At 64.4% G+C, this 18,767-nt stretch carries 16 protein-coding genes; 4 read left to right on the top strand and 12 right to left on the bottom strand.

Going from position 1 to position 18,767, the window contains the following annotated elements:
- Window positions 1-9: 9 nt before the first annotated feature.
- From M3I54_RS11660 to M3I54_RS11635, 6 genes are all read right to left on the bottom strand, one after another.
- Window positions 10-1,578, bottom strand: a complete 1,569-nt coding sequence (locus M3I54_RS11660; RefSeq protein WP_254335936.1) for a Re/Si-specific NAD(P)(+) transhydrogenase subunit alpha — start codon at window positions 1,576-1,578, stop codon at window positions 10-12.
- 202 nt (window positions 1,579-1,780) lie between these two features.
- Complete coding sequence (locus M3I54_RS11655) at window positions 1,781-2,038, bottom strand: hypothetical protein (protein WP_254335935.1); 258 nt, start codon at window positions 2,036-2,038, stop codon at window positions 1,781-1,783.
- 18 nt (window positions 2,039-2,056) lie between these two features.
- Window positions 2,057-2,533, bottom strand: coding sequence for a PAS domain-containing protein (locus M3I54_RS11650; RefSeq protein WP_254335934.1), 477 nt, complete (start codon window positions 2,531-2,533; stop codon window positions 2,057-2,059).
- A gap of 161 nt (window positions 2,534-2,694) precedes the next feature.
- The gene (frc, locus tag M3I54_RS11645; RefSeq protein WP_254335932.1) at window positions 2,695-3,945 is read right to left on the bottom strand and encodes a formyl-CoA transferase; all 1,251 of its coding nucleotides are present in this window, start codon (window positions 3,943-3,945) and stop codon (window positions 2,695-2,697) included.
- A 36-nt stretch (window positions 3,946-3,981) separates the two neighbouring features.
- A complete protein-coding gene (oxc, locus tag M3I54_RS11640) occupies window positions 3,982-5,730 on the bottom strand; it encodes an oxalyl-CoA decarboxylase (RefSeq protein ID WP_254335930.1) in 1,749 nt (582 codons plus the stop codon).
- 343 nt (window positions 5,731-6,073) lie between these two features.
- Complete coding sequence (locus tag M3I54_RS11635; RefSeq protein ID WP_254335928.1) at window positions 6,074-6,793, bottom strand: GntR family transcriptional regulator; 720 nt, start codon at window positions 6,791-6,793, stop codon at window positions 6,074-6,076.
- A 249-nt stretch (window positions 6,794-7,042) separates the two neighbouring features.
- Here M3I54_RS11635 and M3I54_RS11630 point away from each other — a divergent pair, with 249 nt between their 5' ends.
- On the top strand, window positions 7,043-7,405 hold the full coding sequence (locus M3I54_RS11630; RefSeq protein ID WP_254335927.1) for a hypothetical protein: 363 nt from the start codon (window positions 7,043-7,045) through the stop codon (window positions 7,403-7,405).
- 124 nt (window positions 7,406-7,529) lie between these two features.
- Here M3I54_RS11630 and M3I54_RS11625 read toward each other — a convergent pair whose 3' ends face one another.
- Entirely contained in the window at window positions 7,530-9,245 is a 1,716-nt protein-coding gene (locus M3I54_RS11625) for a long-chain fatty acid--CoA ligase (protein ID WP_254335925.1), read from the bottom strand.
- Between the two features lie 81 nt (window positions 9,246-9,326).
- On the bottom strand, window positions 9,327-10,100 hold the full coding sequence (locus M3I54_RS11620) for an SDR family oxidoreductase (RefSeq protein ID WP_254335923.1): 774 nt from the start codon (window positions 10,098-10,100) through the stop codon (window positions 9,327-9,329).
- Between the two features lie 369 nt (window positions 10,101-10,469).
- On the opposite strand from M3I54_RS11620, the gene M3I54_RS11615 reads away from it, so the two are divergent.
- The 3 genes from M3I54_RS11615 (at window position 10,470) to M3I54_RS11605 (ending at window position 15,206) form a co-directional block, all read left to right on the top strand.
- Window positions 10,470-11,576 carry a porin gene (locus tag M3I54_RS11615; protein ID WP_254335921.1) on the top strand — a complete coding sequence of 369 codons (1,107 nt, stop codon included), beginning with the start codon at window positions 10,470-10,472 and terminating at the stop codon, window positions 11,574-11,576.
- Between the two features lie 416 nt (window positions 11,577-11,992).
- A complete protein-coding gene (locus M3I54_RS11610; RefSeq protein WP_254335919.1) occupies window positions 11,993-13,210 on the top strand; it encodes an MFS transporter in 1,218 nt (405 codons plus the stop codon).
- Between the two features lie 205 nt (window positions 13,211-13,415).
- A complete protein-coding gene (locus M3I54_RS11605) occupies window positions 13,416-15,206 on the top strand; it encodes an AMP-binding protein (RefSeq protein ID WP_254335917.1) in 1,791 nt (596 codons plus the stop codon).
- Window positions 15,207-15,234: 28 nt separating this feature from the next.
- Here the strand turns inward: M3I54_RS11605 and M3I54_RS11600 are convergent, their stop codons facing one another.
- From M3I54_RS11600 to M3I54_RS11585, 4 genes are all read right to left on the bottom strand, one after another.
- Window positions 15,235-15,507, bottom strand: coding sequence for a hypothetical protein (locus tag M3I54_RS11600; RefSeq protein WP_254335915.1), 273 nt, complete (start codon window positions 15,505-15,507; stop codon window positions 15,235-15,237).
- A gap of 169 nt (window positions 15,508-15,676) precedes the next feature.
- Window positions 15,677-17,278, bottom strand: a complete 1,602-nt coding sequence (locus M3I54_RS11595) for an FAD-binding oxidoreductase (RefSeq protein ID WP_254335913.1) — start codon at window positions 17,276-17,278, stop codon at window positions 15,677-15,679.
- Window positions 17,279-17,303: 25 nt separating this feature from the next.
- Window positions 17,304-18,203 carry an anti-sigma factor gene (locus M3I54_RS11590; RefSeq protein ID WP_254335911.1) on the bottom strand — a complete coding sequence of 300 codons (900 nt, stop codon included), beginning with the start codon at window positions 18,201-18,203 and terminating at the stop codon, window positions 17,304-17,306.
- Window positions 18,200-18,763, bottom strand: coding sequence for a sigma-70 family RNA polymerase sigma factor (locus tag M3I54_RS11585; protein WP_375542129.1), 564 nt, complete (start codon window positions 18,761-18,763; stop codon window positions 18,200-18,202). Before M3I54_RS11585 ends, M3I54_RS11590 begins: the two co-directional genes overlap by 4 nt.
- Between the last annotated feature and the right edge of the window lie 4 nt (window positions 18,764-18,767).

Raw genomic sequence — 18,767 nt, 5'->3', positions numbered from 1 at the left:
GACGTCTCCTCAGGTCCGTTGGAACATCTTCAGCATGCGCTGGGTGACGAGAAAGCCGCCCGCGATGTTGATGGTCGCGACGACGAGCGCTATGCCCGCCAGCGCGGTCACGATCGTGCTGGCGTTGCCCGGATGCAGCAACGCGCCGATCACGATGATCCCGCTGATTGCATTCGTCACGCTCATGAGCGGCGTATGCAACGAGGGCGTGACGTTCCAGACCACCTGATAGCCGACGAACACGGCCAACACGAACACGGTGAAGTGCGCGACGAACGCAGGCGGCGCGACCGCGCCGAGCGCGAGCAGCAGCAACGCGACAACGACGAGCGCCGCCAGCGACCCGACGCCATTGCGGCGCGCGGCCCGCACGGTTTCTTCTTTCGCATTGCCATGCGCGAGCGCAACGGGCTTCGCCTGTGCAGACGTTTGCGGCGTTGCGGAGACCTGCACTGGCGGCGGCGGCCAGCAGATCTGGCCGCGCTGCATGACAGTGGTGCCGCGCTGCACGACGTCGTCCGTGTCGAGTAAGAGCTCGCCGTCTTTCGCGGGCGTGAGATCGGTCAGCAGATGGCGGATGTTGGTCGCGTAGAGCTGGCTCGACTGGTTCGCCATGCGGCTTGGCAGATCTGTATAGCCGATCACGGTCACGCCGTTCGCATTCACGACTTCACCCGGGCGAGTGAGTTCGCAGTTGCCGCCCTGCTCGGCCGCCATGTCGACGATCACGCTGCCCGCGCGCATGCACGCCACCGTCTTCGCGTCGATGAGGCGCGGCGCCGGTTTGCCAGGAATCAGCGCCGTCGTGATGATGATGTCGACCTCGCGCGCCTGGGCCTCGAAAAGCGCCATCTCCGCTTCGATGAACTTCTCGCTCATCTGTTTGGCGTAGCCGCCCGAGCCGCCGCCCTCCTCCTCGATGTCGATGCTCAAGAACTCCGCGCCCATGCTCTCGACCTGCTGGCCGACTTCGGGGCGCGTATCGAACGCGCGCACGATGGCGCCAAGACCGCGCGCGGCGCCGATCGCCGCAAGCCCGGCCACGCCCGCGCCGATCACGAGCACCTTGGCGGGCGGCATCTTGCCGGCCGCCGTGATCTGCCCCGTGAAAACTCGGCCAAAATGCTGGGCCGCCTCAACGACCGCGCGATAGCCGGCCATGTTCGCCATCGAACTCAACGCGTCGAGCTTCTGGGCGCGCGAGATGCGCGGCACGCAGTCCATCGCGAGCACCGTTACCTCGCGTGCCGCGAGTCGTTCGAGCAGCGCAGCGTTTTGCGCAGGCCAGATGAAGCCGATCAGCGTCGCGCCCGGCTTGAGGCGCTGCACTTCTTCGCTCGAAGGCGGACGCACCTTGACGACGATATCCGCGCCGCTCAAGAGCGCTTGCGCATCGTCCACGACGCGCGCGCCTGCCGCGCGGTAGGCGTCGTCCGGGTAGGAAGCACTCACGCCCGCCGTCGTTTCGACTTCGACCGCATAGCCGAGTTTAATCAGTTGTGCCACACTTTCTGGCGTCGCCGCAACGCGTCGTTCGCCATCGTGTGTCTCGCGGGGAACCGCAATCGTCATCGCCATGGTGCCGCTCCCTGCTTGACACAAGCGTGCGCTGCGGCGAGAACGAACGGAATCGGCGGCGCGCCAATGCATCTGGCGCGCCGAAAGCGTGGCCACGACTTCATGAAACGTCTCCTGTGTCGGCCGGAGTTGGCGCTTTAGTGCCTTACTCCGGCCCCATGTTGGAATGCTTTGTGTGCCGCGGCTCGATGAGGGCTTTGCCCTATGACACGCCCAGGCTCGGCGAATTGCCGCTCTTGAGAAAAGCGAGCGCCGCCGCGCGCGCACCGGCGATGGCGGCGGCCTCGCTTTCGAATACGGTTTCGTCGACCACCCATTGACGGGGCAATACCGCGGCCGCCGGTTCGTCGGCAGCGGCCTCGACCGCGTGGATCGCGGCGAACGCGGCCCAGCCGCCGTTATGAATCATTTGACGGGCCGAGAGTTCGACCTCGAAATGTCCGAGTCTTTCGGTGTGCATCGAAGAGCTCCGGAGGTTTCAGGATTGCTGGGCCTGTGCTTCGAGTTCGGTAATGCGTTTCTTGAGCGCGCGCTCCTCCTGGAAGCGCGCCGTTTCGTCGCGGATCACGGCGACGATGCCGTCGAGCTCGCCCTGCGGCGAGTGCAGCAACGCCACGGTGAAGGCAATGGAAAGCGCCTTGCCCGCCTTGTCCACGGCCGGCACGCGCAGCACGTCGTTGCCGTAGCGCGTCTGGCCGGTCGCCATCGTCTTGTGATAGCCCTCCCAGTGGCGGCCGCGCAGCCGCTCGGGAATGATCAGGTCGAGCGTCTCGCCGAGCGCTTCTTCTTGCGTATAGCCGAACATGCGCGTGGCCGCCGGATTCCAGAACGTGATGTCGCCGGCTGCGTCGGAGATGACGATGGCGTCTCCAATGGCGTTTGCGAGCTGCTCGAAGATGACGATGGCGTCTCCAATGGCGTTTGCGAGCTGCTCGAAATCGATGGCGGATTGCATGGCGATGACTATGTGAGGTGAGTCGTTTATCGTCGTCGCGCGGCACGCATTGCACGTGCCGCGCGGCGTCCTGCCTGCCGGTCTGGTATTGCGGTGCTGCGCGGGCGTAGCGTTGGCCGCGCACGCTTCCTGCGTTCAGCTTGTGGAACTCGATGCGGAACTCAAACCGCGCGCACCTCGTGCAGCGCCGCGATCTGCTGCGGCGTGTAGCCGAGGTCGGCCAGCACCTGGTCGGTGTGCTCGCCGAGCAGCGGCGAGCCCGTGATCTCCGGCTTCAAGTCCGAGAACTTGATCGGGCTGCCCACCGTGAGGTACGCGCCGCGCTCCTTGTGCGGCACTTCGACGATAGTACCGCTAGCGCGCAGCGACGGGTCATTGGCAATTTCCTTCATGCTGAGCACCGGTGCGCATGGAATGTCGAACTTGCGCAGGATGTCGACCGCTTCAAACTTGGTCTTGTCGGCCAGCCACGCTTCGATCGTCGCGAAAATGTCGAAGATATGCGGCTGACGCGCCTGCGCCGTCGCGTAGTTCGGGTCGTTGATCCATTCGGGTTTGCCCAGAGCGTGGCAGATCGGCTCCCACGCGTGGCCCTGCACCGTGAAGTAGATGTATGCGTTCGGGTCCGTCTCCCAGCCCTTGCACTTGAGCACCCAGCCCGGCTGGCCGCCACCGCCCGCGTTGCCGCCGCGCGGCACGACGTCGCTGAACGTGCCGTGCGGATACTGCGGGTATTCCTCGAGGAAACCCTGGCGGTCCAGGCGCTGCTGGTCGCGCAACTTCACGCGGCACAGGTTGACCACGCTGTCCTGCATCGACACGGCCACCTTCTGGCCTTTACCGGTTTTGTCGCGGCCGATCAGCGCCGTGAGAATGCCGATGGCGAGGTGCATGCCCGTGTTGCTGTCGCCGAGCGCCGCCGCGCTCACCGTGGGCGGACCATCCCAGAAGCCCGTGGTCGAGGCCGCGCCGCCCGCGCACTGTGCGACGTTCTCATAGACCTTGAGGTCGTCGTAGTGGTGGCCTTCGCTAAAACCCTTCACCGAAGCGACGATCATCTTCGGATTGAGTTCCTTGATGCGCTCCCACGTGAAGCCCATGCGGTCCAGCGCGCCGGGGCCGAAGTTTTCGACCATCACGTCCGACTCGCGAATCAGCTTTTCCAGCACTTCCTTGCCTTCGGGCTTCTTCGTGTCGAGCGTGAGCGAGCGCTTGTTGCTGTTGAGCATGGTGAAGTACAGCGCGTCGACTTCGGGAATGTCGCGCAGTTGCGAGCGCGTCACGTCGCCAGCACCCGGGCGTTCCACCTTGATCACGTCCGCACCGAACCACGCGAGCATCTGCGTGCAAGCGGGACCGGCCTGTACGTGTGTGAAGTCGATGATCTTGATACCGTCAAGGGGTTTGCTCATTTCTCGTATCTCCTGGTCTACCTGATCTATGGGGGCTTATTTCTTCATGGCCGCGCTTTGCGGATTCAGATTCGTGAGACGGCCGCTTTCGGTCCCGGCCGATTCGTCGATGACTGCGTTGATCAACGTGGGCTTGCCCGATGCGATCGCTTCGAGCAGCGCGCTCGTGAGTTCTTCGGGCGTAGTCGCCTGATGGCCGATGCCGCCGAAGGCCTCGATCATCTTGTCGTAGCGCGCGTTCTTCACGAACACCGTCGGCGCGACGTCGCAGCCGCCGCTCGGATTGACGTCCGTACCGCGATACACGCCGTTGTTGTTGAACACGATGGTGCAGACCGGCAGGTTGTAGCGGCAGATCGTCTCGAGTTCCATGCCCGAGAAGCCGAACGCGCTGTCACCCTCGATCGCCACGACCTGCGTGCCGCTCGTCACGGCGGCGCCGATCGCGAAGCCCATGCCGATGCCCATGATCCCCCACGTGCCCGAGTCGAAGCGCTTGCGCGGCTGGTACATGTCGATGATGCTGCGCGCGTAGTCGAGCGTGTTCGCGCCTTCGTTGACCACGTTGATGTCGGGGCGCGTCTTGAGCACGTCGCGGATGGCGCGCAGCGCGCTGTGGAAATTCATCGGCGACGGGTTCTTCGCGAGCGTCGCGGCCATCTTTTCCAGGTTCTTGTTCTTGCGTTCGGCCACGGCATCGAGCCACTCTGCCGGCGGCTTCGGGAAGTCATTGCCGAGGCCTGCAACGAGCGCTTCCACGCATGAACCGATGTCGCCGATCACAGGCGCTTCGATGGCGACGTTGCTATCGATTTCCGTCGGCGCAATGTCGATCTGCACGAACTGCTTCGGTCCGGCGGCCGCGCCCCAAGTCTTGCCCTTGCCATGCGAGAGCAGCCAGTTCAAGCGCGCGCCGATCAGCACCACAGCGTCCGACTCGGCCAGCACGAACGAGCGCGCGGCTGATGCCGACTGCTCGTGCGTGTCGGGCAAGAGACCCTTGGCCATCGACATCGGCAGATACGGAATGCCGCTCTTCTCGACCAGTTCGCGGATTTGCGCATCGGCCTGGGCGTAGGCCGCGCCCTTGCCCAGCAGGATCAGCGGACGCTTCGCATTCCTGAGCACGTCAAGAGCGCGTTGCACCGCATCCGGAGCGGGAATCTGGCGTGGCGCCGCGTCGACTACCTTGATGAGCGACTGCTGGCCCTTCACCGCGTCGACGGTCTGCGCAAGCAGCTTGGCCGGCAGGTCGAGATACACGCCACCGGGGCGGCCCGAAACGGCCGCGCGAATCGCGCGCGCCACGCCAACGCCGATGTCCTCAGCGTGCAGCACGCGATAAGCAGCCTTGGCATAAGGCTTCGCGGCGTTGAGCTGGTCCATCTCTTCGTAGTCGCCTTGCTGCAGGTCAACGATCTCGCGTTCGCTCGAACCGCTGATGAGGATCATCGGGAAGCAGTTCGTGGTCGCGTTGGCCAGTGCCGTGAGGCCGTTCAGGAAACCCGGCGCGGAGACAGTCAGGCAGATGCCCGGCTTTTTCGTCATGTAGCCCGCCACGGCCGCGGCGTTGCCGGCGTTCTGCTCATGCCGGAAGCCGATGAAGCGCATGCCCTCGGCCTGCGCGAGACGGGCGAGATCGGTAATTGGAATACCGACGAGACCGAAGATCGTGTCGATATCGTTGAGTTTCAGCGCGTCGATGACGAGATGAAAACCGTCGGTCGTTTGCTGCGCTTCGGGCACAGGGTTCTGCTGTGCCTCATTGATGCCTGCTTCTGCCATGACGTCTCCTCTTTGGCGGGGCGTTGCGTGATTCGTGATATACAATATTCCACACACAATATTAGTCAAGACGTTTTTTTACCCACGCCGCGTTTGCTGCACCGCGTCGCGCCGCGCTGTACCGTTGCCGTCTCATGCGATCGCTCGCAAAGCGGCAAACTTTGATGCGGCACACCATGAGCAAGTCCCTTCAATCGGCCCAAACGTCCTGACGAACTTGTTACGGACTCCATACCTTTCTTTCAGCATCGCTGCGCTCATTCAGACGATCTGCGCATCGATGCCGCTTACCCATGCGTCGAGCCGATATGAACCGGCGGCTCGACGCGGCGCGCCCAACGCTTCAGTCCAGGAAATCGCAGTTGGCTTCCACGAACAGCGCGAGTTCGATCGAGTGCTGCCGTACGAGCTGCTCGACGCGCCCAGTGTCGCGCGCCTCGAGCGCTTCGATAATGCGCATGTGCTCCACGATGGAGCGCGACGCGCGATCGCTCTGCGCGATCGTCATACGCCGGATCGCGCGCACATGCATGAAGATGTTCTTGATGGTGTCGACGATGATGGGCGACTTCGAAAGCTCCACCAGTGACTGGTGAAACATGATGTTCGCTTCCGAGTACTCCTCGATATGGTCCGAGGGTGTCGAATCGCCGAAGGTCGCGAACATGCGCCGCAGGCCTGCGATGTCGTCGTCCGAGGCGCGCTGCGTGGCGAGGCGCGCGGCGATGCTTTCGAGCGCGGCCCACATATAGATCATCTCCACGATCTCCTTGCGCGTCTTGCGCAAGATGTAAACACCGCGTCGCGGCACCGTGCGCAGAAAGCCTTCCTGTTCCAGCAGCGTCATGGCTTCGCGAACAGGCGTTCGGCTCACGCCGAGCTTCTCGGTCAAGTCCTTCTCGTCTAGCCGGATCTCGTCTCGCGACCGGTAGATGTCGGTTTCGGCAATGGCCTGCTTGAGCTTCGCGTAAGCCTGATCGCGCAGCGAAGCGCTTGCGTTGATCGGCTCCAGCGTCAAGGTGACCGGGGGCATTCCGGTGACGAGTTCTCTTTCGGCGGACATCGGTCGTGTGTCTCCAACGTTCTGTTTAGCCGGCGCTGCTGGGGAATTTCATATTTCCAATACAATATATCAGCAATCCACTCGTGGCTAAGCGGGGTTTACGCGTACCGGGCCCGCGTCTCGCTCGATTCGCGGGCTTACCCTCTATCCATACATTTTTACTTATATTTTTCTAAAAAAACTTTAACTATCGTTTATTCATTGGCGCTTCTACTCTTGCTTCACGCCACTCGACATGAGGAGACAGCCATGAGCCACCTGGACACCCGCCACGATCGTCATCTGGAAGCGCAACTGTGTGCATTCAATACCGCATTTGCCGAACTGGGCCTGCGTTTTCGCTGGGATGCGCGCACGCTCAACTCGCTCGCATCGATTGCCGGTGAACATGCGCGCGTCGCTGCCTATATCGAAACGAATCACCCGCATCTGCTGAAGGCGTACAGCATGGAATTTCTGTGCGAGGCGATCCTGGCTCGCAAGAACGCGCAGGCGCCGGGGGAATGGCCGCTGACCGCGCCCGCTCAACGCGGTTCACAGGAACGGGGCATGGCAGCCGCCATGGAGCAGGATTGGCGCGAAGGCGGTTTACCCGCGCTTGCAGGCGCCTGAGGCGTACGCACGAAAGTGCGGCCCGCATAAAGACGGAGCCCGGCTGGATTGGCGCGCACAGCGCGCTATCCAGACGGGCTCGATATTGAAGCAAAACGAAGGGGAACTGCGCAGGTCTACGCGCTCATGCGTTGCCGCGCGCCTCGGCCTCTTCTTCCTGCAGCTTGCGCCACAGAATTTTGCCGCTGCCCGACTTCGGCAGCGCGTCGACGAACTGCACGATGCGCGGCGCTTTGTACGCGGCCATGTTGTCGTGCGCCCACGCGACGATGTCGTCTTCGTTCACGCTGCCGACCTGCTTCGGATCGAGCACGACCACGGCCTTCACGGTCTCGCCGCGGCGCGCGTCCTGTGTACCGATGATGCACACCTCGTTGATCGCCGGGTGCCGGTACATCAGCGCCTCGACCTCGGCCGGCCAGACCTTGTAGCCCGACGCGTTGATCATGCGTTTGAGGCGGTCGGTCATGAAGTAATAGCCTTCTTCGTCGCGCCGCACGAGGTCGCCCGTGCGCAGGAAGCGCTTGCCGTCGCGTTCGATGAACGCTTCGCTCGTCGCCTTGGGGTTGCGCCAGTAGCCCTGCATCACCTGCGGCGCATGCATGATCAGTTCGCCCGAATCGCCTGGCGGCACCTCATCCAGTGTGATCGGATCGACCACACGCGAGTCAACGTCGAATACCGGAATGCCGAGACATTGAGGCTTGGGACGCTGCGGCGGATTGATATGGGTGCCCGCCATGGTTTCCGACATGCCGTAGCCCTCGACGAAGTCGAGCCCGGTGAGATCCTTGAGCTTCTTCACCACCGCGTCGGGCATCGTCGCGCCGCCGCCGCGCATCCAGGCGAGGCTCGACAAGTCGTACTCGTGAATGCGCGGGTTCGAGATGAAGTCCACCACCATCGTCGAGATCGCCTGCCAGCCGTTGATACGGTAATGCTCGATTGCACGCGCCGCGGCGTCGCGATCCCAGCGCGGCAGCAACACCACGGTCGAGCCGTTGTAGATCGGGCTGTTCATGCCGCCCTGCATGCCTGTTACGTGAAAGAGCGGCAGCACCGAAAGTTGTACGGCATCCTGATTACTTCCGAACCAGTTGCAACCGCCCACGGCCGTCGCCATCACGCTGCGATGCGTGTGCATGCAGCCTTTGGGCTTGCCCGTCGTGCCCGAGGTGTACGGCATCACGCAGAGGTCGTCGGGGCCGGCGGTTAGCACACCGGGTACGCAGCGCGCCTCGAGCACCTCGGCCCAGTGCGCAACGCCCGGGCCGCTCACGGAGCGCGGCGCGCTCACGAATTCGGGCGGCGGCGAAAACGGCTCGCACTTCAGATAGTCGCTATACGTCGCAACGAGCAGATGCTGCAGGCCTTCGCTTTCCTGCACGAGCGGCGCAATACGCGGGTAGAGATCCTGCGCGACGAAAGCCGTGGTCGCGCCACTGTCTTCCACGTAATGCGCGAGTTCCTCGGTGAGGTTCATTGGGTTGACCGGCACGACCACGGCGTTGGCGCGCAGGATGCCGTAGTAAGCGATGACCCACTGCGGACTGTTCTGCATGTAGAGCAGCACGCGGTCGCCGGCCTTCACGCCACATTCCTGCTGTAGATAGCCGGCTACGCGCTCGGCCTCGTCCTTGAACTGCGCGAACGTAACGGGCGTGTCGTAGAAGACGATGAACGGCTTGTCTGGATAGCGCGCCGCCGAGACCTCTGCGTTATAGAAGAGGTTCGTTTGCGGAATGCTCAGATGCGGCGAAAGATGCGCGGGCCAATGTGGCGAAGCCAACTGCGGCGATGACGGCGAATCTGCGGAAAGCGTCGGGGCGGACGTGGACATGGCGGGCTCCGTCAGGCAAGACTTGTGAAGAACGCGGCCGCCAACCGCTCGCTGAGCGCTGGCGCCACGCACCATACGTACTCAGACGATGCTTGCGCCGCCATCCACGGCGAGATACTGGCCCGTCATATGGCGCGACGCCTGACTCGCGAGAAACACCACGGCGCCCTTGAGATCGTCGTCGTCGCCGAGCCGGTGCAGCGGCGTATGGTCGATCACCACTTGCCCCAGCTTGTCGAGCAGCCCGGCCGACATCTTCGAGGGGAAGAAGCCCGGGCAGATCGCGTTCACATTGATGTTGTACTTGCCCCATTCGGCAGCCAGCGCCCGCGTGAAATTGATGGCAGCCGCCTTCGAGGTGTTGTACGCGATGGTCTGCATGGGCCCAAGCGATCCTTTCAGGCCGGCGATGGAAGCCACGTTGATGATCTTGCCACGCTGGCGAGGGATCATGCTGCGCTTGCCCACTTCGCGCGCGAGGAAGAACGGCGCGTTCACGTTCAGGTTCATGACCTTGTGCCACGCCTCGTCGGGATAATCCTCCGCGGGGGCACCCCACGTGGCGCCCGCATTGTTCACGAGAATGTCGATCTGACCGCAGGCCGCCAGCGTCTCGTCCACGAGCGGCTTCGCGGCCTCGGCGCGCTGCAGGTCGCTCACGATCGTGGTCGCCTTGATGCCGAGTGCCTCTAGATGGCTCAGCGCCTGGGCCAGCTCATCGGCCTTGCGCGCCGTGATCACCACGTGGCAGCCCATCTCGCCGAGCGCCTGCGCCATCTGCAAACCCAGCCCGCGCGAGCCGCCGGTGATGAGTGCGACCTGACCGCCCAGCTCGAACATTTCCCTGACCCGCATGCTTTCGTCTCCTTGATGTCTGTCGACCGGCCGAAGTTCCGCATTGCGGAACGCAATGAGATGCCAACGATTCTAGCGAGGCCCGCCAGCCACGCAACCAGGGAAAAGCACGACCGTTCATTAAACGGCATTGGTGCTTTTGCCGCTGGCCGTATGCGGGCTGGGTAGTCTGAAAAGGAAACACGTGGGGAGTTAATTGCGCGCGCAACCGTTGCAATCGCGCGACAGCCAGCGTTTTCAGCTCTTTATCGAGCGTCTATGATCGGCCCCCGGCCAGCACCCACTGGCTCGGCATACAAGAAATACGGCCCCGGCACCCCGGCGGTCCGACGAACTTACAACACGCAGCAAAGGAAAAAGGATCTCACCGTGAGACACACCCAGATCGCATCGGCCATCGGCGGCCTCGCCCTCGCACTGGCCTGCCAGCACAGCTTCGCGCAAAGCTCGGTCACGCTGTACGGCATCGTCGACACCAGCATCCGCTACCTCACGAACGCCAACGCGAGCAACGACAACGAGCTGCAGATGACGCAAGGCCCGATCACCGGCAGCCGCTGGGGCCTGAAGGGCACCGAGGATCTGGGCGGCGGCCTCTCAGCCGTGTTCCGCCTCGAGAACGGGTTCAACCTCTGGAACGGCCAACTGGCGAGCTCGAATACGCTGTTCAATCGGATGGCGTACGTTGGGGTATCCAGCGACAAGTACGGCACGGTCACGATGGGCCGTCAGAACACGCCCCTGTTCGATCAGCTGGGCAACACCTTCGACCCGCTGACCGTTGGCAACTTCGACCAGGACGGCTGGCTGCCGGGCGCACTCGGCTACGGTCTGCGTGAGAACAACTCGGTCAAGTACGACGGCAAGTTCGGCGGCCTCGAAGTCGAAGGCATGTACAGTTTCGGGGGCGTGGCGGGCAGCGTCGGCGCGAGCAACATGTACGGCTTCACGGCCACTTACGCAGCCGGCCCGATTTCGCTGCTCGCGGGCTACCAGCAGAATAGCGATGCCCACAACAACAAGTACCGCGTGGCCAACCTCGGCGCAGTCTATGCGCTCGGTGCGGTCCACCTGTACGGCGGCTGGCTGTGGGGCCAGGACAATACGGGCGTGGTGGACCAGTACATGGCAGCCGCGAACTCACCCGCGGCGATCAACTTCGCGACGCCCGTGACGAAAACCAACCGTATCGACAACGGTCTCTATGCCGGCGCAACGTGGCAGGTTAGCTCGCCGCTGTTGCTGACCGCAGCGTACTACTACGACCACGCAAAGAACGGCCTGAACGAAGACGGCGTGACGCTCAGCACCGGCGTGCGCTACTCGGCAGTGCTGCTGGCCGAATACTCGTTGTCCAAGCGCACCGAAGTGTACGGCACGGTCGACTTCATGCGCGGCAACGGCTCGGCAACGGCCGACTTCCCGGGTCGCAACAACCAGACCGGCGTCGCCGTCGGCTTTCGCAACATCTTCTAAGAGCGGCCTGCATCGCCGGGTCTGACGACCGGCTCAACGGCGGCGCGGCTTTTCCATGCAAACGAGCGGGCAAATGCCCGCTCGTTTGCATTCGTTCGTGCACATCGATTAACTAACTCGCCATTGAGTGACCTTCACTTTAATTACATTTAAATTACGAATAAAACAAATAGCTTTCGCCTCTAGCCGAATTCCCCAGGGATTACTACGGGTTCCAGTCAAGATGCATGCAAATGTTTAATGCCGGGCGTACACTGCTGGCGCGTGGCCCGTTGCGGGGGGGCCGCTCCAAGCCACACAACCAAGCCACACAAGGCAATGCCGACACGTGCATGTGATCGCGCGAGGCGCACAAGCGCCAATTGCGATCGACAGGAGACATGGCATTGCCCCAGTTTCACAGGAGAACAATCAACATGAGCTGGACGCGTGAACAGAAGAACGTCACGATCGCGGCGTACCTGGGATGGACGCTCGATGCATTCGATTTCTTTCTAATGGTTTTCGTTCTGAAAGACATCGCCACCGAATTCAATACCAAAATCCCGGCAGTGGCTTTCGCCATTACGCTAACACTGGCCATGCGCCCGCTCGGCGCGCTGATATTCGGCCGACTCGCCGACAAATACGGCCGCCGTCCCACGCTGATGATCAACATCGCGTGCTACTCGATACTCGAACTGCTCACGGGCTTCTCGCCCAACCTCGCGACCTTCATCGTCCTGCGCGCGCTCTTCGGCGTCGCGATGGGCGGCGAATGGGGCGTGGGCTCTGCGCTCACGATGGAAACCATTCCGCCCAAGTCGCGCGGCATCGTGTCCGGCCTGCTGCAGGCGGGCTATCCGAGCGGTTTTCTGCTCGCCTCGATCGTGTTCGGCGTGCTGTATCAGTACATTGGCTGGCGTGGCATGTTCTTCGTCGGCGTGCTGCCCGCGCTGCTGGTGGTTTATGTGCGTATGCACGTGCCCGAGTCGCCGGCCTTCAAGGAGATGCAAAAGCGCGCGCGTCCGACGCTGCTCACTACGCTCAAGCACAACTGGAAGCTTTCCCTGTACGCGATCGTGCTGATGACCGCGTTCAACTTCTTCTCACACGGCACGCAGGATCTGTATCCGACCTTCCTGCGCGAACAACATCACTTCGACCCGCACACGGTCTCGATCATCACCATCGTGCTCAATATCGGCGCGATCGTGGGCGGCCTCTTCTTCGGTCAGATTTCCGAAAAGATCGGCCGCCGCAAGGCAATCTTCATCGCCGCGCTGATCGCGCTGCCCGTGCTGCCGCTGTGGGCATTCTCGCAAGGGCCCGTACTGCTCGCGCTCGGCGCGTTCCTCATGCAGATTTCGGTGCAAGGCGCCTGGGGTGTGATCCCGGTTCACCTCAACGAAATTTCGCCTGACGAAGTGCGTGCGACCTTCCCGGGCCTCGTCTATCAGCTCGGTAACCTGTTCGCTTCGGTGAACGCCACGCTGCAGGCGTCGCTCGCCGAAACGCACAACCAGAACTACTCGATGGCCATGGCGATCGTCGCCGGCACAGTGGCTGTGGTGATCGCGGTGCTGATCCCGTTCAGCCGCGAACGTCGAGGCATCGACATGACGCAGACGGCGAAAGAGGTGTCGGGCGTCTGACGTTCCGCACGCGGCGGCCCCGTAACGCCGCACCGCAGCAACACAATGAGAGGCCGTGCCGGGTTCCCCCGCACGGCCTTTTTGCTATCTATCGTGCGCACGCTCGCATACCGGGTAAGACCTCCTGGCCGCACGGCGCGCGGCGTTGCATGATGAAAGCGCACACGCATTCGCACTCGGTTGCCCTACCGTCCGGAGATCCACTATGAGCGAAACGCCCCAGCCTGATCCGGCGAGTCCCGTGGCAGCTTCCGCACCTCAGACGACCTCTCCCGACACCGACGGCATCTGGTACGCCTCATACCCTCCCGGCGTACCGCGCGAAATCCCCGCAAGCCAGTACGCCTCGCTCACCCATTTCTTCGACGACTGCACGGCACGCTTTAGCGAGCGCGTCGCCTACGTGAGCGCCGGCTCGCCGATGACCTATGCCGCGCTCGCCCGCAAGGCCACGGCGTTCGCGTCCTGGCTGCAAGGCGCGAGCGTGCAGCCAGGCGAACGCGTCGCGATCATGCTGCCCAACACCTTGCAGTATCCGGTTGCCCTCTTCGGAGCGCTCAAGGCAGGCGCCGTGGTCGTCAACGTCAACCCGCTCTATACCGTGCGCGAGCTTGCGCATCAGTTGCAGGACAGCGGCGCGCAGACCGTCGTCGTGTTCGAGAATTTCGCAGCCACGCTCGAAGCGGCGCTGCCCGGCACGCAGGTGCGACGCATCGTCGTGACGGCGCTCGGCGACTTGCTGGGCGAAGGACTGAACCTCAAGGGCCGCTTCGTCAACGTCATGCTGCGCCACGTGAAGAAGATGGTGCCGCGCTACCACCTGCCGCAGGCGGTGAGCCTTCTCGATGCACTCGCGCAAGGCGCGCGCGCCCCACACGCGCCGGTCGCGACCCACGCCGATGATCTCGCGTTCCTCCAGTACACGGGCGGCACCACGGGTGTCGCGAAGGGCGCGATGCTCACGCACTGCAACGTGCTCGCGAATGTGCAGCAGGCAAAGGCCTGGGTTGGCAACCAGCTCGACGCCCGGGCCGAGACGGTGCTCACGCCGTTGCCGCTCTATCACATCTATTCGCTCACCATCAATGCGCTGATCTTCCTGGCACTCGGCGGACGCAACATCCTGATCGCCAATCCGCGCGACATGAAGCGCGTGATGAAGGTGCTGCGGCACGAGACGTTCAGTTGCATCAGCGCGGTCAACACGCTCTATAGCGCGCTGCTCGATAACGCGGAGTTCCGCCATCGCGACTTCTCGGGCCTCAAGCTCGCGATGGCGGGCGGCATGGCCATGCAGAAGGCCGTCGCCGACCGCTTCCGGGCTGTGACGGGCAAGTCCGTCGTGGAAGGCTACGGTCTCACCGAATGCTCACCGATCGTTTCGATGAATCCCGTCGACGTCGCGCATGAGGACCCGGGCCACGCGCATCCGGAAGGCTCGATCGGGCTGCCCGCGCCTTCCACGCAGGTGCGCTTTCGCAAGGACGACGGCACGTGGGCCGGCATCGGCGAAGCCGGCGAGCTCTGTGTCAAGGGCCCGCAAGTGATGAAGGGCTACTGGAACCGCCCGGACGAAACGGCAAAGGTGTTTGCCGATGGCTGGCTCACGACCGGCGACATCGGCGTGATGGATGCGCACGGCTATATCCGTCTCGTCGACCGCAAGAAGGACATGATTCTCGTGTCGGGATTCAACGTGTATCCGAACGAGATCGAGGACGTGGTGGCAACGCACCCCGGCGTGCGCGAGGTGGCGGCGATCGGCGTGCCCGATCCGGTGCAGCGCGAGCGCGTGAAGGTGTTCATCGTGAAGCGCGATCCCGCGCTGACCGAAGACGCACTGATCCAGTTCTGCCGCCAGCAGCTCACGGGCTACAAGGTGCCGCGCCTCGTGGAGTTCCGCGAGTCCCTGCCGCAATCGACCGTCGGCAAGATCCTGCGCCGCCAGCTGCGCGACGAAGAAATCGCGAAAGCCGCGAAGAAGCCGCAGACGTGAGACGTCGACGCACTATCGCTAAGCTTAACTAAGCGAAGTCGCGCAACGTTACCCCGCGCGCGCTTGCGAGCCGCGCGAGCACGAAACGGTCAGAGGGACGCAACGCGCCAATCAAGGCCGCGCCTGGCTCGAGCCGCCGCGCGATCCGCGTGTGCCACAGAGTGCCGATGTCGCTATCGGCCATCTCGGCACAACCATCGCCGATGGCCCATGCAATGCATCCCGCGCGCGCCGCTGCGCGTTCGAGCACGCGGCCCTGCGCGAGCGCCGGGTCGAACACTGCCGCGGCTGGCGCATTCAATGCAACGCTCGCACGAGGCGCACATTCGGCAAACGCAACCCTGAGCGGATGCGCCTGACATGCAGCGCCTAGCACCACGGCACCGGCATCGCAGAGAAAAGCCCGCCTGTCCATCGATATTCCTCCATGCGCCTTCCTGCCAATCGCTACGCAATCTTACTTAAACCGATCACGTATAGCCGCGCTCCGCACGCCACGCCTCTGGCCAGATGCCCTGCTTGCCCGGCGAGAGCACGCCCTGCGGATCGAGTGCGTCTTTCACGGTTTGCGCGAGACGCAACAGCGCGCCGTCGTTGAAGGCGTACTGCGCCGCGGCGTAATCCATGTAGAGCAGATGCGAGCGGTAGACGCCATAGCCGGCCGCGCCCGCGTCGCTCATCAGCGCGCGCAGCAGATCCCCCGCGCGCTCTGCATCGTCTCGGTGCTCACGCGCGAAGATCGCTGCGAATACATGATGCAGATAGCGCCCCGCCGCGGTGAAACCGCCGTAGTAATCGAAACCGTACTCGGTGGCGCGCGCCTTGACGAGCGCGTACTGGCGCAGCGCGTCGCGGCCGTCGGCGGGACAGAGCGGCGAGAAGTCCACGTGCGCGCCCTCGCCGCCGCGCCAGTCGAGCATACGAAACGCGCTCATCGCCGGAATGCCGGCGAGATTGCGGTCAGCGCCGCCCTGCGGTTCATCGCCTTCGGCGTAGCGCCGGGCAGAGAAACGCACACCAGGCACGCCGGCAAACGCACGCTCGACGATGCGCCGCTCCACGTCGATCACCTCGGGCGCGCCATAGAGCGCATAGTGCAGATTCCAGCGGCCTACACCCAGATCGCGCTGCATCGCGGCGACGGCGGCCTCGGGCATCGCGCCCTCGCCTTCGTACCAGCGAGCGCGCGGCGCGAGGCTCGCGGCGCGCCGGATCGCACCTTCGATCACCGCGTGCTGGCGTATCGTGCCGCCGAGTTGTAGCGCGCGCAGCGTATCGACGAGCACGCCGAGATCGTCCTCGCGCGCGAACTGGATCTCGCCGATCACGAATGCCTGTGGCGCCGGCATCAGCCAGAGCCCCATCTTCGTGACGACGCCGTAGTTCGACTGCGTAAAGAGCGCATCGAACGAAGGCCCATAGCCCGGCCTGTAGAGTTGCCACGCCGTGCCGTTTTCGATCGCGCCCATGCCGGTGCGCACCACGTCGCCGTTGGCGAGCACGACCTCCAAGCCGCACTGCGACGCGGCGTGGTCACCGTAGGCGGTCGTGCCGAAGCCGCGCTCGAGCGTGTTGCCGACCACGCTGCCCCAGCCTGCCGCGGGTGGATCGACCCACAGGCGCAGATGCTGCTCGCGCAGATGCGCGTGCAAATCGAAGTAGCTCACGCCTGGCTCGACGCGCGCCCATGCCAGGCGCTCGTCCACCTCGAGGATGCGGTTCAGGCGTTGCAGGTCGAGCACGACCGAACCCGCCAGACGCGGCGCGGCGCCGCCGTAAGCGAAGTTGCGTCCCGTGGAAACGGTCCACAGCGGCACGCGCGTTTCGTTCGCGACTCGGAGGATCGCGCGGATCTCATCGACACTCGCAGGGAGGATCGCCGCCGAAGGCGCGAACGCATGCGCATCGGCAAGTGGCACGAATGGATCGGAATACGGATCGAGCGATGCGCCGCCACGGCAGACGTTCGGCGCGCCTACGATCCCTTCGAACGCGGCGAGCGCACGCGCGAAACGGGCCTCGTCGATGCCGGGAGGCAAGATGGGCGCGACATGGCGCGCGGCGTCGCTCATCGGCTAGCTCTGCCGGCGGCGCTCATCACCACTGCCCGGGCTTGCCACCCAGCGCGCCGCATACATCTAGCGCGATCTCGCGCAGCTTCGGTTCTGTCTGCGGCCCGGAGAGCGCGTAGCCCGTGCGTTCGGTGCTCCAGTAGAACGTGCGACGGTTGCCGTCGCGCAAGAGGCGCACGGGATCCCGCTCCGTGGCCGAACTGCCCACGTAGAGCGTGAGGCGCTCGCCCGCATCGTTCTCGTACATGAATTGCGCGGCCGGCCCCGTGTTGCCGGGCAAGAGACGTCCACCCACGAGCATATAGCCGTACTCGGCAAGCGACGGCACGGAGAGCGGCTTGCCGAGCCGCTTGGAGAGCCACGCGACGAGATGCGCCTCGTCGGCCGCGCCCACTTCCACGGGATGCCGCTGCTCCGGCGAATACACCGCGTAGGCGATGTCGGCGCGGCGCGCGAACGCTTCGGACGTTTCGTTGCGCACGGCCGCCGGCGCCAAGCCGGCCGCCAGTTCCGGCGCGAAGCCAGGCGCGAGCCGCGGCACGAGCGCCGTGGCCGCCACCGCGAGCCCCGCACCCACGGCCACCCACGCCGCCGCGATGCCCGCGCGCCACCACCACGGCACGCCCGGACGCAGGACGAGCACGGCGGGCGCGGTGCCTGCTGCTTCTGCGCCGTCGGGCGGTACACCCTCGCCCGGCACGCGCGCGCCTTCGCACAACGCCTGCAGCGCGGCCTTCTGCGCGCGATAGGCCGCGACACGCGCCGACGCGCGCGGATCGTCCGCGAGGCGCGCCTGCAGCGCCTCGCGCTCGCCGGCCGGCAGTTCGCCGTCGACAAAAGCGCCCAGCACCGAAAGGTCCTCCTCAGGGGAACCAGGCGGCGCGCCTTCGCCTTCGCGTTCGTGGCCGAGATCGTTGTCGTTCATCGTAGCGTCCCCACCACCCTCAGCGACGCGGTGCGTTGCGCAGCATCGCGCCCCGGATCCTGCACCGGTCCCGTGTCGAGCAACGCTCGCAGATGCTCGCGCGCCCGCGAGAGCCGCGACATCACCGTGCCAGCTGGCACCCCGAGCACCGCCGACGCCGCGCTGTAGCTCAACTCCTCCACGCACACGAGCAGCAGCACCTCGCGCTGCGCCGCCGGCAGCGCATAGAGCGCGCGCTGCAGATCGCGCAGCACGAGACCGTCCACCTCGCCGTGCGGCGCTTCGAGCGTGCGCCACGGCGCAGCTTCGTCGTCGACGGCAATCTCGCGCCGGCCGCGTAGCTGATCGATGTACAGATGGCGCAGGATCGTGAGCAGCCACGCGCGCAAATTGCTCTGCGGGCGAAACGAAGCCCAGCGCGAGAGCGCACGCTCCGCGGCGTCCTGCACGAGGTCGTCAGCCCAGGCGGCGTCGCCGGTCAAGGCGCGCGCATAGCGGCGCATCGGCCCGAGCTGCGCCACGACCTGCGCTTCGAACTCCGGCGACGGATGACGCAACACGCTG

It is taken from the genome of Paraburkholderia sp. CNPSo 3274 (assembly GCF_024206475.1).
Taxonomy (GTDB): Bacteria; Pseudomonadota; Gammaproteobacteria; order Burkholderiales; family Burkholderiaceae; genus Paraburkholderia.
This window is presented reverse-complemented; position numbering and strand designations above follow the sequence as displayed.